Here is a 13,800-nt window from a genome sequence, read left to right as displayed (position 1 = left end):
CGGCTTACTGCCGCGACTGCTGCGCCACCGGCGCAAGCGCGCCGGCATCCCGGACCAGCTGCACGAATTCAGCCCGATACCCGCCGGCATCCATGCCGCGCGCCGCATCGGCCAGCGACGCCACATCGGCATAGTTGAAGCCGCTGGTATAGGGTTCGTTGCGCAGCAACTGGCCGAAGCCGGCAACAGCGGCGACAAAGCGCAGATCCGCTGGCGCGCGCGCCACGCTGCTGAACACGTCGTCCGCGGTCACCGCCCGCACCATTTCCTCGCTCTGCGCCTGGCTCGGACGCTTGTAGCGGACGCGGATATGGGCAATCTCGTCGCTTTTCGCGGCGGCCGGCGTCGCTGCCGTGCCGTAACGCAACGGGTCAATCAGCCTGGCGGCGCTGTCGGGCGCCACGATCTCATACAGCGCCGTTACGCGATGACCGCTGCCCACCTCGCCGGCGTCAACTGCATCGTTTTTGAAATCCTCGCGCCGCAGACTGCGTGTCTCGTAGCCGATCAGGCGATATTCAGCCACCCGGGCCGGATTGAACTCGACCTGGATTTTCACGTCATCGGCAATCGGGAACAGCGATCCCGCCAGTTCGTCGATCAGAGTGCGGCGGGCCTCGGTCAGGCTGTCTATATAGGCCGCGATGCCATTGCCGGACTGTGCCAGCATCTGCATCAGACCATCATTGAGATTGCCGGTGCCAAAGCCGAAGACCGACAGGTAAACGCCGGTCTTGCGTTTCTCGGCGATAAAGTCCTTCAGCTTGGCCGGATCCGTGATGCCGAGATTGAAATCGCCATCGGTCATCAGCATGACGCGATTGATCGCCTTGGCCTGGAAATTCATCTCGGCCTCCTGGTAGGCCAGTTGCAGACCCGCGCCGCCAGCAGTGCCGCCTGAAGCTTTCAGGGCATCGACAACCGACAGGATGGCCGCAGCATTGCTGGCTGGCGTCGGCGGCAGCGCCACGCCGGTGGTGCCGGCATAGGTGACGATGGCCACCGTATCCTCGGGCTGCAGCTGCCGCACCAGCAGGCGGATCGCCGACTTCGCCAACGGCAGGCGGTCCTGCGAGTCCATCGAGCCCGACACGTCGATTAGCAGCACGATATTGGCACGCGCTCGCTGGGCCTGGGGTAAGTCAAAACCTTGCAGCGCCACACGCAACAGGCTGGCATCCTTGCGCCAGGGTGCAGGCATCACCGCCGCATCGATGGAAAAGGGCCTGTCGGCACTGGCCGGCCGGGTATAGCCGTAATCGAAATAGTTGATCATTTCCTCGATGCGCACCGCCTGCTGCGGCGGGCGCTGGCCGGCGCGCAGGAAGCGCCGTACGACGGCGTAGGAGGCGGTATCGACATCGGCACTGAAGGTCGAGACCGGCTCGCTAGCCACCGCCCTGACCGGATTGGCCGGCGCATGGGCGAAGCGATCTCTCGCCTGTTCCTGCAGAATCACATAGCCGGCCTGCATGGGCGCGGCGGCAGGTGCAGCGGCCGAATAGCCACCCGCAACATTCATTTCGATCCGGCGGGCGACTGGTGCGTGTGCGGCACCGGCGCTGGACGTCGTTGTTGTCGCAACCGGTGCGGTTTCGCAGGCCGCGAGGCCGAACGAGATCAGCAGCGCCAATGCGGCGCCGTAGTGCAGCTTAGACATGATGGAACCCCTCCCAATGCTTGCCTGCACAAAGCATTGGGAGCCGATTACGGCTGAAACATGACGCAATCCGGGCGGCTTTCAGGCCGCTAAATAAAGGATCAGGCCGCGCGGCCCTTCTTGCGCTGCGGCTGCGCCGCGCCTTTGCGCCCCGGCGCCTCGCCGGTCTCGTCGAACAGTTCGGCGAGCTTTTCCATCATCACGCCGCCCAGCTGTTCGGCATCCACGATGGTGACCGCCCGCTTGTAATAGCGCGTCACATCGTGGCCGATGCCGATGGCGGTCAGCTCCACCGGCGAACGGCGCTCGATCCAGTCGATGGTCTCGCGCAGATGGCGATCGAGATAATTGCCCGGATTGACCGACAGGGTCGAATCGTCAACCGGCGCGCCATCCGAGATCACCATCAGGATGCGGCGCTGTTCGGTGCGCGCCAGCAGGCGATCATGCGCCCAGAGCAGCGCCTCGCCATCGATATTCTCTTTCAGCAGTCCTTCGCGCAGCATCAGGCCAAGATTGCGGCGCGCACGACGCCAGGGCGCGTCGGCGCCCTTGTAGACGATATGGCGCAAATCGTTCAGGCGGCCCGGCTGGGCCGGCTTGTTGTCCGACAGCCATCTTTCACGGCTCTGCCCGCCCTTCCAGGCGCGCGTGGTGAAGCCGAGGATCTCGACCTTCACGGCACAGCGCTCCAGCGTGCGTGCCAGGATATCGGCGCACATCGCCGCCACGGTGATCGGGCGGCCGCGCATGGACCCGGAATTGTCGATCAGCAGGGTGACGACGGTATCGCGGAAATCGGTATCGCTTTCCTGCTTGTAAGATAATGGCAGGGTGGGATTGGCGACCACGCGGGCGAGCCGGGCCGCATCCAGCATGCCTTCCTCGAGATCGAAATGCCACGAGCGCGACTGCTTGGCCATCAGACGGCGCTGCAGGCGGTTGGCTAGCTTGCCCACCACCGACTGCAGATTACTGAGCTGCTGGTCGAGATGGTGCCGCAGCCGCGCCAGCTCTTCGGTGTCGCACAGATCGTCGGCGCCCACCACTTCGTCGAACTGCCTGGTGAAGGCCTTGTAGGTCGGCTCGCGGTTATGGCCCATCATGTCGGACATCGGCGGACGACGACCCTTGCCGGCCTCCTCGCCCGAACCGGCAACCTGCTCTTCCATGCCGGCTTCGGCTTCCATCTCGACCGACTCGCCGCCCGAGGCATCGGAGGCTTCCGCCTGCTCCATGCCGCTGCTGGCCGCTTCGCCCTGCTCGGAGTCGGAGCCGTCGGACTCGCTCTGGGGCTGCTGGCCCTGGCTGTCCTGGTCCTCGCCCTCATCCTCGTCGTCCATGTCGCCGCTTTCGTCGTCGACAAGTTCGAGGTCCTTGATCAGCTTGCGGGTGACTTTGCCGAAGGCGCGCTGGTCATTCAGGTTGGCCACCATGCCGTCCAGATCGGCACCGGCTTTTTCCTCGACCCAGTCGCGCCACAGCGCCACCATCTTCTGCGCCTGCTTGGGCACCGGTTCTCCGGTCAGGCGCTCGCGAGCGAGCAGCCCGAGCACATCGGCCAGTGGCGCCTCGGAGCGGTCCTTGACCTTGGCATAGCCCTTCGAGCGGCAGCGGTCTTCCAGCGCCGCATTCAGGTTCTGCGCCACGCCGGCCATGCGGGTGGCGCCGATGGCTTCCACACGGGCCTGCTCGATGGCATCGAACACCGCGCGCGCCGTGCCACCCTGGGGCAGCAGCTTGGAATGCAGGCTGTCGTCGTGATGGCGCAGCTTCAGCGCCATGGCATCGGCCATGCCGCGGATCTGCGCGACCTCGGCCGCCGGCAGATCGCGGCCCGGCACCGGCAGGCGTGCACGCTTGCCCCGCAGGCCTGGGGTTTCCGGCCCGAAGCTGACCTGCAGGTCGCGGTCGTGCGAAATCGCCCGCGTCGCTGCGATCAGTGCGCGCTTGAATGGCTCGATCGGACTTTCCGGCTTGCTGGCCATGGCCTGGCGCGACCCTTTAGGTGAGGTCGGCCTTGCCCGCCGTCTCCGGCAGTTCCTCGCCGAAGCAGCGCTGGTAGTATTCGGCCACCAGCGGGCGCTCCAGCTCGTCGCACTTGTTGAGGAAGGTGAGACGGAAGGCGAAGCCGATGCTGCCGAAGATGCGCGCATTCTCGGCCCAGGTGATCACGGTGCGCGGGCTCATCACGGTGGAGATGTCGCCATTGATGAAGCCGGCGCGGGTCAGTTCGGCCACCGCGACCATGTTCTGGATGTCTTTCTTGCCCTTGTCGCCGATATAGGTGGGCGACTTGGCCAGCACGATGGCGGTCTCGTCATCGGCCGGCAGGTAGTTGAGCGTGCAGACGATGCTCCAGCGATCCATCTGGCCCTGGTTGATCTGCTGGGTGCCATGATAGAGGCCGGTGGTGTCGCCGAGGCCGACGGTGTTCGCCGTCGAGAAGAGGCGGAAGGCCTTGTGCGGGCGGATCACGCGATTCTGGTCGAGCAGCGTCAGCTTGCCTTCGACTTCCAGCACACGCTGGATCACGAACATCACGTCCGGGCGGCCGGCATCGTATTCGTCGAAGACCAGCGCCACCGGCGACTGCAGGGCCCAGGGCAGGATGCCTTCGCGGAATTCGGTGACCTGCTTGCCGTCGCGCAGCACGATGGCGTCCTTGCCGACGAGGTCGATACGGCTGATATGGCTGTCGAGGTTGACGCGCACGCAGGGCCAGTTCAGGCGGGCGGCGACCTGCTCGATATGGGTCGACTTGCCGGTGCCGTGATAGCCCTGGACCATGACGCGGCGGTTGTAGGCAAAGCCGGCCAGAATGGCGAGCGTGGTCTCGCGGTCGAAGCGATAGGTCGAATCCAGATCCGGCACATGCTCGCTGGCCTGACTGAAAGCCGGCACCTTCATGTCGCTGTCGATACCGAACACGTCGCGCACGGAAATCGTGATATCCGGCAGTTCGCTGGCCGGCTGGGAAACAGGCTTGGTCTGGAGGGCCGTCATCGTCACTCTCAAATCTTTCTTGGGCTCAAGTCGCCGCGGGCGGGATCGGCGGGCGATCCGTGGCGCAGCTAGAAGGGGAGATCAGGGATCAAGTATAGCCGCGCGATTGCAGGAAGGCATAGGCTTGGGTGATGGTTTTCAGCCTTTCTTCGGCCGACTTGTCACCGCCATTGGCATCCGGGTGATAGCGTTTCACCATCCGTTTGTACTGCGCCTTGATATCGGCTTTCCGCAAGGGGAGCGTCAATTTGGTGATGTCGAAGCCCAGGGCGATCAGGGCATCGCGTTCCCGCGGCTCCAGCTGCAGTTCGGCCCGGGTTTTGCGCCGCTCGGCGCCCAGCTTGATGCCCACCTCGGCCAGAATCCCCAGATCGTCCTTGACCCAGACCTGGGGTTCGTCGCCCTGCGGCTTGGTGCCCAGCTTCCAGGTCGGCCGGTGCCCCAGCACGTCCTGGCGCTGATAGCGCTCGATATCGGCATCGGTCATGCCCTGGAAGAAATTCCAGCCGGCATTGTACTGGCGCACATGGTCGAGGCAGAAATGCCAGCGCCCATCCAGCCGTTCCCGGGTTTTCGGAGCCGGAAACCGGCCCTCCTCGGGGCAGCCGGGATGGTCGCAGCGACGCAGACGGCGCCGGCCGAATGCCGTTTCGGCCTCGGCTTCGATGAACAGTTTCTGCTGGGCAGTCCGGGCGCGCGACATGAGTGGTAAATTATGGGTCGAAGGGTGGGCACTGGCAAGGCAATAGCCGCTGCCCTACCCTGTCGCAAAAGCTGCATTTTCTTGACGCTACAGGATTTTTATCATGTCGATCGCCGCCAGCATCCGCGCCAAACTGACACAGGCCCTGCAACCGGTCCGGCTGGAGCTGGTGGATGAATCCGCCATGCATGCCGGCCATGCCGCCATGAAGGGGCTGGGAGCGGGCGAAACCCATTTCCGGTTGCTGGTTGTGGCCGAACGGTTCAGCGGGTTGAACCGGGTGCAGCGACAAAGGCTGATTTACCAGCTTTTGGATGCCGAAATGGCCAATGGCCTGCATGCCCTGGCAATCACCGCCAAGGCACCGGAAGAGCTGAAAGACTCAACGGGTGCAATGAGTTGATTCGGAGCTGCAACCTCATCAACCCAAAGTCTTAGAATAATACAACCTTTTCATTTGAGAAATCGGCACGCATCCATTATAGGTTGCGATATGCCAACGACACGCCAACCGCAGCACGCCACGCCAGCCCATACGGGTTCGAGCCTCATTACCCGCAATCTGCGGCTGGGGCGCGGGCGAACGAGCATCCGGCTGGAGCGGCTGGAATGGGCGGCGCTGGATGCGATTTGCCAGACCGAGAATGTTGATCGTCACATGTTTGCAGCCCAGGTCGACCGCGACCCGCTGCGGCGGGAAAAGACCCTGACCTCGCGGGTGCGCAGCGCCATTCTGGCTTATTTCGTGTCGCGGTCCGGGATCACCGTGCCGGGGCTGACGGCGGCCGGCCGCGAGGCGCTGCTCAATATCGGCCTCAGCCCAGGACCAGCGCCAGCAAAACAGGAAGAGTCGCGAAACTGAGCAGGGTGGAAATCACCACTAGGCTGGCGACCGTCTGCGGGTCGCGATTGTAGCGCACCGCGAAAATGTAATTCACCACTGCCACCGGCATGGCGCACTGGATGATGAATACGCCACGCGCCGCCCCTTCCAGGCCCAGCACCCAGCTCAACCCAAATCCCGCGCCCAGGCCCGCCAGCAGACGGATGGCCGAGAGCAGCAGGCCGCGCCTGAGGTCGTTGACCTTCAGCGTCGCCAGCGACACGCCGAGCGTCAGCAGCATCAGCGGAATGGCGATACCGCCGGCCACGTGCAGGCTGCGCATCACCCAGCCCGGCGGATGCACCTGCAGCAGATTGCCGATCACGCCGATCAGCACGGCGTAGATCATCGGCGAGCGGAAGACTTCCTTGAGATTGCCGCGTCCTGCCAGGATCGATTGTCCCAGCGTGAAATTGCCCAGCGAACTGACCGCGAAGAACACGATGCCCAGCGCCAGTCCAGGCTGGCCATAGGCGAAGAGGCTGAGCGACAGGCCGGCATTGCCGGCATTGGGAAAGGTCAGCGACGATACGTAGCTGCGGATCGGCAGGCGCAACGCCGACAGCACTGCCGCATTCATCGCCATGAAGGCCGCCATCGCAATGAAGGTGGCCATGGCCATGGTGCCGATCATGGCGCGATCCACCTCGGCATTCAGCAGCGAGTGAATCACCAGGCAGGGCGTGCCGAAATTGGTGACCAGCAGGCTGATATTGTCGACCTGGAACGGCCGGCCGCGCCGGGCCCAGAACCAGCCGAAGCCGACCAGCATCAGCAGCGGCGCGATGACCGAAAAGACTTCAGCGAATAAGGCAAGCGACATGGATCAGGCCGCGCGGCCGGTGGCGCCATCCAGCTGTTCGGCCAGCAGCGCCAGCACAGCCTGCGGCGCGACATCGTTCTTCTGCACGGCACGGCCGATGGCTTCGGCCAGGATGAACACCAGATTGCCGTCGCGCACCTTCTTGTCCTGCTTCATATGGTCGAGCAGAACGGCGGCCTTGAACTGCGCGGCGCCATCCACATCGGCAAGCCGCGCCGGCAGGCCGCTTTCGGCTAGATGCGCTTCCACGCGCGGCGCCAGGCCGGCATCGCACAGACCCAAGACAGCCGACAAACGCAAGGCCAGCGTCATCCCCACCGCCACGCCCTCGCCATGCAGCAGGCGCTGCGAATAGCCGGTCTCGGCTTCCAGCGCATGGCCGAAAGTATGGCCGAGATTGAGCAGCGCGCGTTCGCCTTCCTCGCGCTCGTCGGCCGCCACAATGCGCGCCTTGTGCGCGCAGCAGCGCGCCACCGCTTCGGTGCGCAGGGCCATGTCGCCGGCCAGCAGCTTCGCGCCGTTCTGTTCCAGCCAGGCATAGAAATCCGCATCGCCGAGCAGGCCGTATTTCACCACCTCGGCATAGCCGGCCCGCAGCTCGCGCGGCGACAGCGTATCCAGCAGCGCCACATCGGCCAGCACGAGCTTGGGCTGATGAAACGCGCCGATCAGGTTCTTGCCCTGGCGACTGTTGATCGCGGTCTTGCCGCCGACAGATGAGTCGACCTGCGCCAGCAGCGAGGTTGGCACCTGGATGAAATCCATGCCGCGCCGGAGCACGGAAGCCGCGAAGCCGACCAGATCGCCGATCACGCCGCCGCCGAGCGCGATCAGGTAATCGCGGCGCTCGACCTTGAGCGCCAGCAGCGATTCGCACAGATGCTCGAAACCGGCATAGGATTTCTGCTTCTCGCCCGGCGGCAGGATCACCGTTTCGCAGCCGATATTCTTCAGCGCCAGCGCGCGCCGCAGCGTATCGAGGTGATGCTTGGCGACCGTCTCGTCGGTGACGATGACGGCGAACGGCCGGCGCAGCAGCGGCGCGATGTGGTCGCCGGCGCGCTCCAGCAGGCCGGCGCCGACCTGGATGTCATAGGCGCGGTCGCCAAGAGCCACACGCACAATCTGTTCGCTCATCGCTTTACTCGTTCACATGCGCAGGATGGCCATGGCCGGTCCTGGCATGCTGTCTGGCATAATCGTGATAGGCATCGGGCAGCGCCTGCAGGATCTGATCGACCACGCCGTCATGGGGACCGTCCACGCTCTCCACCGTGATGTCGGCCTCGGCGTAGAACGGATAACGGTCGGTCATCAGCCGCGACAGCGTGCTACGCAGGTCGCCATTGGCCAGCAGCGGGCGGTTGCTGCGCCGCGCACAGCGCTTGACCAGGATATCCAGCTCGGCCTTGAGCCAGACCGAGATTCCTTTGCTGCGGATGCGCTCGCGCGTCTCGACATTCATATAGGCGCCGCCGCCGGTGGCCAGCACCAGATGCGGCTGCTCCAGCAGGCGGGCGATCACCTTGCGCTCGCCATCGCGGAAGGCGGCCTCGCCATGGCTGGCGAAGATTTCCGGGATGCTCGCGCCGGCGGCCTTTTCGATTTCGGTATCGGCATCGAGGAAGGCGAAGCCGAGCCGGCTGGCGAGCCGGCGGCCGACCGAACTCTTGCCCGCGCCCATCAGGCCGACCAGCACGATGCTGCGCAGCCGGCCGTCCGGGCCAGGTGTTAGGGAGCCGGCAGCCGCTGTCCCGGGAGCCATCCCTGGGGCGGAGCGGGAGTGGTCGGAGGGAGCGGCAACGGCGGAGACGATCTCGGTAATGCTCACGCCCATTCTCGTAAGTCTGCCGGCGCTGGGCCGGGCCTGAAACCAATGCCTTACGCCCCGCCGATTGCCTGCGCCGGGCCGCGCCGATACAATAGAGCAATCGGTTCACAATTCCAGCGCGCGCCGCTGCCCCGGGGTGTCCGGGCCGCAGCCGCGCCGCCCAAGCCGGAGCGCAAGCCGCATGGCCCGTATGTCGCTAATCCTCGGTGCCACCCTGGTCGTCCTGATCGGCGGCAGCATCGCCTTCCTGGCCAGTTGGGACATTCCGGCCCCGCGCGGCAAGGTCGAAAAGGTCATCCCCGCCGACCGCCTCGGGAAATAACCCATGCGTCGTCTGGCGTCGGCCAGTGTTCTTGGCGTCGCCCTGCTGGCCGGCCAGACCGCCCTGGCCCAGCCGATTCGCCTGATCCCGCCGGAGCAGCAGGCCGCCCCCGCCGGCAGCCAGCCATCCGACCCCTCAAACCAGGTCCAGACCCAGGGCAATACCCCGCCCATGGGCAGCCCGCCGCTCAGCGCCCCGTCGCAGCCGCAGATTCTGCGCCCGCCTGCCGGCATGGTGGAAACCCAACAGCTGGCGCCGCCGCCGGCCCCCGAGACACCGGCCGCCGCCGAAGCGCCGGCCGGCAAAACGCCTGACTTCGTCATCCAGCCGCTGAAGGCGCCCGACCCGTCCTCGGCCGGACTGCTCGACGAGGGCAACGGCGGGCTGGGCAGCGCCATGTGGCAGGGCAGCAGCCGCGGCCAGGCCATGCAGGCGCTCGGCGTGTTGCCGGCCCCGGTGGCCGCGCCCGCCCTGCGCAACCTGCAGCGCCGCCTGCTACTCAGCATCGCCGAAGTGCCGCCGGGCAACGACACCACGCCGACGCTGCTCGGCCTGCGCGTGGCGCAGTTGATGAAGCTCGGCTTCATCAGCGATGCCGAACGCCTGACACCCTCTGCCGTCTCGGCCCCGAAGGAAGCGGTGTTCCGCGAGCTGCCGTTCAATCTGGCGCTGCTGAAGAACGACATGCCGCGCGCCTGCGAGCTGGCCGCCAGCGGCCTGCGCGACGATCCGGCGCCGCTGTGGCAGAAGGCCACCGTCTTCTGCCGCTACAGCGCCAAGGATATCGCCGCCGGCGACCTGGCGCTCAGCCTGTGGCGCGACAGCGGCACCGACAGCGATCCGGTCTTTGGCACGCTGGCCAATATCCTGCGTGGCGATGCGCGGGCCAAATTCGACAGCTTCGGCGGCACGGTTTCGCCGCTGCATTTCGCCATGCTGCGCGCCACTGGCCGGCCGCTGCCGAAAGATACGCTCGATGTGGCATCGCCCGCCGCGCTGATCGCCATCGCCGCCTATGACAAGGCCGATGCGGATACCCGCCTGATGGCGGCGGAACGCGCGGTGGCCTTTGGCGCATTGCCGCCCGAGGTGCTGGCCGAAGCCTATGCCGCGGTCGAGATTGCCGAGGCCCAGCGCGCGACGCTCACCGCCGCCATCGCCACCGGCAAGGACAGGAGCGTGCGAGCCGCCGCGATGCTGTATCAGCAGACCCGCGCCACCACCGAGCCGAAGACCCGCGCCGAACTGATCCGCCGCGCCTGGGACCTGGCGGTCGCGCGCAACCTGCAACTCGCCACCGCCAGCGTCTACAAGCCGCTGCTGGCCAACCTGGTGCCCAACGAAGGCAGCATCGCCGCCGCCCCCGCCGTGATCCGCATGGCGCTGGCCGCCGGCGATACCGGTCTCGCACGCCTGTGGCGCAACACGCTGATGGCGCTGCCGCCCGAGCGCGACAATGCCGGCGATATCGCCGCCACTGCCTGGCCGCTGTTGCTGATCGCCGGCGAAGACGGCGACTGGCGCGACAGCCGTTACGAAGCCTGGCTGGCCGCGCAGGACAGCCTGCCGCCGCCCGAGCGCACCGCGCGCGCCGCCCTGCTGCTGACCCTGGCCGAGGCCGCCGGCCTGACGGTACCGGCCGAACGCTGGGACAGCCTGCTCAATGCCGCCGCGGCGGCGAATGCGAAAGCCCCGCCGGTGGCGTTGTGGCGCAACCTGCAGCGGGCCGCCACCGCCAAGGCGAAAGCCGAGACCGTGGCGCTGGCGCTGGCCATGCTCGGCGGCCAGGGCAGCCTGGAGGCCGATGGCCAGAGCCTGGCCACCGCGCTGGAAGCCCTGCGCAGCGTCGGCCTCTCGGCGGAAGCAAAGCAAATTGCCCTTGAAGCTGCGCTGCTGCGCGGCTTCTGATCGAACGCATGGCGAGAGCCAGCCGCCATATCGACAATTTCCTGGAGATGCTGAGCGCCGAGCGCGGCCTGGCGAAGAATTCGCTGATCGCCTACCAGACCGACCTGGCCGAATTCAGCGGCTTCATCGCGGCGCGCAACGAGACGCCGGAAAAGATCGGTGTCGATTCTTTACGCGCCTATGTCCAGGGTCTGCACGATGCCGGACTGAAGCCCGCCACCGCCTCGCGCCGGCTCTCGGCCCTGCGGCAGTTCTTCAAATTCCTGGTGCAGGAAAATATCCGCAGCGACGATCCGGCCTCGCTGCTGGATGCGCCGAAACGCGCGCGGCCCCTGCCGAAGCTGCTCAGCGAAACCGAGGTCGATACGCTGCTCGACGAGGCGCGCAGTTTGCGCGACGATCCGGCCGAGAGCGCGCGGCTGACCGCCCTGCTGGAAATCCTCTACGCCACGGGCTTACGCGTCAGCGAGCTGGTCGGCCTGCGCTGGCCGCCATTCGGCGACGACGACCGGTTTCTGGTCATCCGCGGCAAGGGCAACAAGGAGCGGCTGGTGCCCTTGAGCGACCCGGCGCGTCAGGCCATCGCGGCCTATGCCGGCTGGCGCGGCCAGTTCATGGACGCGAAAACCTCGCCCTGGCTGTTTCCCTCACGCGGCGAAAGCGGCCATCTGACCCGGCAGCGTTTCGGCCAGTTGCTGAAGGAGCTGGCGGTGGCCGCCGGACTGATGCCGTCGAAAGTGTCGCCGCATGTGCTGCGCCATGCCTTCGCCAGCCACCTGCTGGCCCATGGCGCCGACCTGCGCGCGGTGCAGAAGATGCTGGGCCATGCCGATATCAGTACAACCCAGATCTACACCCATGTGCTGGAAGCGCGGAAACAGGCGCTGGTGCGCGGCCATCACCCGCTCGCCAAGGGCTGAGTCCCGGTTTTCTGCGATAATCCTGTCCGCCGGGCGACCAATTCAGGCCCATTCGGCGCCAATCGGAGACCGATTGGAGCCCATTCAGGGCCAATTGCGTCCTATTGCGAGCCAGTCGGGGCCGATGGAGTCCCGTGCAGGACCAAGTCTGGCCCGCTCTTGTGTCCCGTCTTTACGATGTCCAGCAGCAGCGATGCAGAAATGAGAACATACATGGTACATCAGAAAGCCGGACGGTCAAGCGCCCTCGCGTAACGTCAGGCTTGCCAACACCCCTCCGGGCCAGTTAGCAGATGCAGCATAGATAAAAACAGGGAGCGTTACTGCCATGAGCTTCAAAACCATCACCCCCGCCCCGGCCCGGCTGAACCGCTGCGAGCTGGCGGTGCCCGGCAGCAGCGTGAAGCTGTTCGAAAAGGCCGCGAAAAGCGCCGCCGATGTGATTTTCCTTGATCTCGAAGACGCGGTGGCGCCCGACGACAAGCCGCAGGCGCGCAAGAATATCGTGGCCGCCCTGCATGACATCGACTGGGGCCGCAAGGTGATGTCGGTGCGCATCAACGGGCTCGACACCCATTACATGTATCGCGACGTCGTCGAGGTGATCGAGGGCGCCGGCGACAAGGTCGACCTCGTGATGGTGCCGAAGGTGGGCACGGCGGCCGATATCTATGCCGTCGACATGCTGCTGACCCAGATCGAGACGGCGAAAGGCTTCAAGAAGCGCATCGGCATCGAGGCGATCATCGAGACGGCCCTGGGCATGCAGAATATCCACGAGATCGCGGCGGCCTCGCCGCGCATGGAAAGCCTGCATTTTGGTGTTGCAGATTATGCCGCCTCGACCCGGGCCCGCACGACCTCCATCGGCGGGCCGAACGCGCTCTACGGCGTGCTGACCGACAAGGATGGCGACAAGCCGCGCGATTATTTCTGGGGCGACATGTGGCATTACGCCATCTCGCGCATGGTGGTGGCGGCGCGTGCCAACGGGTTGCGCCCCATCGATGGCCCGTTCGGCGATTTCTCCGATGCCGATGGCTACCGGGCCCAGGCCAACCGCGCCGCGATTCTCGGTTGCGAAGGAAAATGGGCGATCCATCCGGCGCAGATCACGGTGGCCAACGAGGTCTATACGCCGCCGGAAGCGGAAGTGACCAAGGCCAAGCGCATCCTGGAAGCGATGGCGGCGGCGCAGGCCGCCGGCCAGGGCGCGGTGGCGCTGGACGGCAAGCTGATCGACATCGCCTCCATCCGCCAGGCCGAAGGCATCGTCAAACAGGCCGAACTGATCGCGCGGGGGTGAGCCATCGCCGCAACTAAGATCGTCACCCGCGGGCTTGACCCGCGGGTCCCAATTTCTTGCAACATCGGAATGGGATGCCCGGATCAAGTCCGGGCATGACAAGCAGTAATAAATTCGGGGCTGCGGCTTATTGACTCACTCGCCAATCGGTTTTCGATATACCGAACATAATAGCAGCAGATTCGAACGCATCTTCCAGCGAGTCTGCATGGTCGTGAGACTGCGGTTCGCCGGCATCATTCCAATGCCAGGTAATCACTTCCGCGCCAGCATGTTCGATACTGAGAAACTGTGGCAAGGGAAGGGGCCGAAGCTTGCCGCCTTCGACGATGTTATGCCCATACTCGCGGGAGCGCTGTTCCGGCGTCAGCTTAACATACCAAAAACGGGCATTGCCGTTCAGGGAATGCGGAAAACCAGCCATCCCATGTAACCCGC

Annotated in this window: 14 protein-coding genes; 6 read left to right on the top strand and 8 right to left on the bottom strand. The window is 65.5% G+C overall.

Annotated features, from left to right (window positions below; genetic code table 11):
* Positions 1 to 4: 4 nt before the first annotated feature.
* The 4 genes from AC1ROT_RS13540 to AC1ROT_RS13525 all read right to left on the bottom strand — a co-directional run bounded on the left by AC1ROT_RS13540 (position 5) and on the right by AC1ROT_RS13525 (position 5,369).
* Positions 5 to 1,660, bottom strand: coding sequence for a vWA domain-containing protein (locus AC1ROT_RS13540; RefSeq protein WP_492999598.1), 1,656 nt, complete (start codon positions 1,658 to 1,660; stop codon positions 5 to 7).
* Positions 1,661 to 1,761: 101 nt separating this feature from the next.
* Complete coding sequence (gene cobT / locus AC1ROT_RS13535; protein ID WP_492999595.1) at positions 1,762 to 3,648, bottom strand: cobaltochelatase subunit CobT; 1,887 nt, start codon at positions 3,646 to 3,648, stop codon at positions 1,762 to 1,764.
* Positions 3,649 to 3,664: 16 nt separating this feature from the next.
* A complete protein-coding gene (gene cobS / locus AC1ROT_RS13530; RefSeq protein WP_492999593.1) occupies positions 3,665 to 4,666 on the bottom strand; it encodes a cobaltochelatase subunit CobS in 1,002 nt (333 codons plus the stop codon).
* An 88-nt stretch (positions 4,667 to 4,754) separates the two neighbouring features.
* A complete protein-coding gene (locus AC1ROT_RS13525) occupies positions 4,755 to 5,369 on the bottom strand; it encodes a J domain-containing protein (protein WP_492972167.1) in 615 nt (204 codons plus the stop codon).
* Between the two features lie 103 nt (positions 5,370 to 5,472).
* Between AC1ROT_RS13525 and AC1ROT_RS13520 the strand changes: the two genes are divergently transcribed.
* Positions 5,473 to 5,772, top strand: a complete 300-nt coding sequence (locus AC1ROT_RS13520) for a BolA family protein (protein WP_492999591.1) — start codon at positions 5,473 to 5,475, stop codon at positions 5,770 to 5,772.
* A gap of 90 nt (positions 5,773 to 5,862) precedes the next feature.
* Entirely contained in the window at positions 5,863 to 6,231 is a 369-nt protein-coding gene (locus AC1ROT_RS13515; RefSeq protein ID WP_492999589.1) for a ribbon-helix-helix domain-containing protein, read from the top strand.
* Here AC1ROT_RS13515 and AC1ROT_RS13510 read toward each other — a convergent pair.
* The 3 genes from AC1ROT_RS13510 to AC1ROT_RS13500 are packed head-to-tail and all read right to left on the bottom strand — an operon-like array spanning position 6,185 to position 8,840.
* Positions 6,185 to 7,075, bottom strand: a complete 891-nt coding sequence (locus AC1ROT_RS13510; RefSeq protein WP_492999587.1) for an AEC family transporter — start codon at positions 7,073 to 7,075, stop codon at positions 6,185 to 6,187. The genes AC1ROT_RS13515 and AC1ROT_RS13510 overlap by 47 nt on opposite strands.
* Before the next feature lie 3 nt (positions 7,076 to 7,078).
* Positions 7,079 to 8,212, bottom strand: coding sequence for a 3-dehydroquinate synthase (gene aroB, locus AC1ROT_RS13505; protein ID WP_492999585.1), 1,134 nt, complete (start codon positions 8,210 to 8,212; stop codon positions 7,079 to 7,081).
* Between the two features lie 4 nt (positions 8,213 to 8,216).
* Complete coding sequence (locus tag AC1ROT_RS13500; RefSeq protein WP_493001161.1) at positions 8,217 to 8,840, bottom strand: shikimate kinase; 624 nt, start codon at positions 8,838 to 8,840, stop codon at positions 8,217 to 8,219.
* A 247-nt stretch (positions 8,841 to 9,087) separates the two neighbouring features.
* Between AC1ROT_RS13500 and AC1ROT_RS13495 the strand changes: the two genes are divergently transcribed.
* From AC1ROT_RS13495 to AC1ROT_RS13480, 4 genes are all read left to right on the top strand, one after another.
* Positions 9,088 to 9,228, top strand: coding sequence for a hypothetical protein (locus AC1ROT_RS13495; RefSeq protein WP_492999583.1), 141 nt, complete (start codon positions 9,088 to 9,090; stop codon positions 9,226 to 9,228).
* A gap of 3 nt (positions 9,229 to 9,231) precedes the next feature.
* Positions 9,232 to 11,136, top strand: a complete 1,905-nt coding sequence (locus tag AC1ROT_RS13490; protein ID WP_492999581.1) for a hypothetical protein — start codon at positions 9,232 to 9,234, stop codon at positions 11,134 to 11,136.
* An 8-nt stretch (positions 11,137 to 11,144) separates the two neighbouring features.
* Positions 11,145 to 12,056 (top strand): site-specific tyrosine recombinase XerD, encoded by a 912-nt coding sequence (locus tag AC1ROT_RS13485; RefSeq protein ID WP_492999579.1) that lies wholly within the window; start codon positions 11,145 to 11,147, stop codon positions 12,054 to 12,056.
* 328 nt (positions 12,057 to 12,384) lie between these two features.
* On the top strand, positions 12,385 to 13,362 hold the full coding sequence (locus AC1ROT_RS13480) for an HpcH/HpaI aldolase/citrate lyase family protein (RefSeq protein ID WP_492972175.1): 978 nt from the start codon (positions 12,385 to 12,387) through the stop codon (positions 13,360 to 13,362).
* A gap of 127 nt (positions 13,363 to 13,489) precedes the next feature.
* On the opposite strand, the gene AC1ROT_RS13475 is transcribed toward AC1ROT_RS13480, so the two are convergent.
* Positions 13,490 to 13,786, bottom strand: coding sequence for a hypothetical protein (locus AC1ROT_RS13475; protein ID WP_492999577.1), 297 nt, complete (start codon positions 13,784 to 13,786; stop codon positions 13,490 to 13,492).
* Between the last annotated feature and the right edge of the window lie 14 nt (positions 13,787 to 13,800).

This window comes from Ferrovibrio sp. GW821-FHT12E11 (assembly GCF_058806975.1).
The sequence above is the reverse complement of the archived record's forward strand: the minus strand, read 5'-3'. Positions and strand labels throughout refer to the sequence as shown.

Coding starts and splice junctions, on each gene's coding strand:
- AC1ROT_RS13480 (WP_492972175.1), top strand. CDS start 12,385: ATGAGCTTCAAAACCATCACCCCCGCCCCGGCCCGGCTGAACCGCTGC.
- cobT (WP_492999595.1), bottom strand. CDS start 3,648: ATGGCCAGCAAGCCGGAAAGTCCGATCGAGCCATTCAAGCGCGCACTG.
- AC1ROT_RS13540 (WP_492999598.1), bottom strand. CDS start 1,660: ATGTCTAAGCTGCACTACGGCGCCGCATTGGCGCTGCTGATCTCGTTC.
- AC1ROT_RS13495 (WP_492999583.1), top strand. CDS start 9,088: ATGGCCCGTATGTCGCTAATCCTCGGTGCCACCCTGGTCGTCCTGATC.
- AC1ROT_RS13520 (WP_492999591.1), top strand. CDS start 5,473: ATGTCGATCGCCGCCAGCATCCGCGCCAAACTGACACAGGCCCTGCAA.
- AC1ROT_RS13500 (WP_493001161.1), bottom strand. CDS start 8,840: ATGGCTCCCGGGACAGCGGCTGCCGGCTCCCTAACACCTGGCCCGGAC.
- AC1ROT_RS13475 (WP_492999577.1), bottom strand. CDS start 13,786: ATGGCTGGTTTTCCGCATTCCCTGAACGGCAATGCCCGTTTTTGGTAT.
- AC1ROT_RS13485 (WP_492999579.1), top strand. CDS start 11,145: ATGGCGAGAGCCAGCCGCCATATCGACAATTTCCTGGAGATGCTGAGC.
- cobS (WP_492999593.1), bottom strand. CDS start 4,666: ATGACGGCCCTCCAGACCAAGCCTGTTTCCCAGCCGGCCAGCGAACTG.
- AC1ROT_RS13510 (WP_492999587.1), bottom strand. CDS start 7,075: ATGTCGCTTGCCTTATTCGCTGAAGTCTTTTCGGTCATCGCGCCGCTG.
- AC1ROT_RS13490 (WP_492999581.1), top strand. CDS start 9,232: ATGCGTCGTCTGGCGTCGGCCAGTGTTCTTGGCGTCGCCCTGCTGGCC.
- AC1ROT_RS13515 (WP_492999589.1), top strand. CDS start 5,863: ATGCCAACGACACGCCAACCGCAGCACGCCACGCCAGCCCATACGGGT.
- AC1ROT_RS13525 (WP_492972167.1), bottom strand. CDS start 5,369: ATGTCGCGCGCCCGGACTGCCCAGCAGAAACTGTTCATCGAAGCCGAG.
- aroB (WP_492999585.1), bottom strand. CDS start 8,212: ATGAGCGAACAGATTGTGCGTGTGGCTCTTGGCGACCGCGCCTATGAC.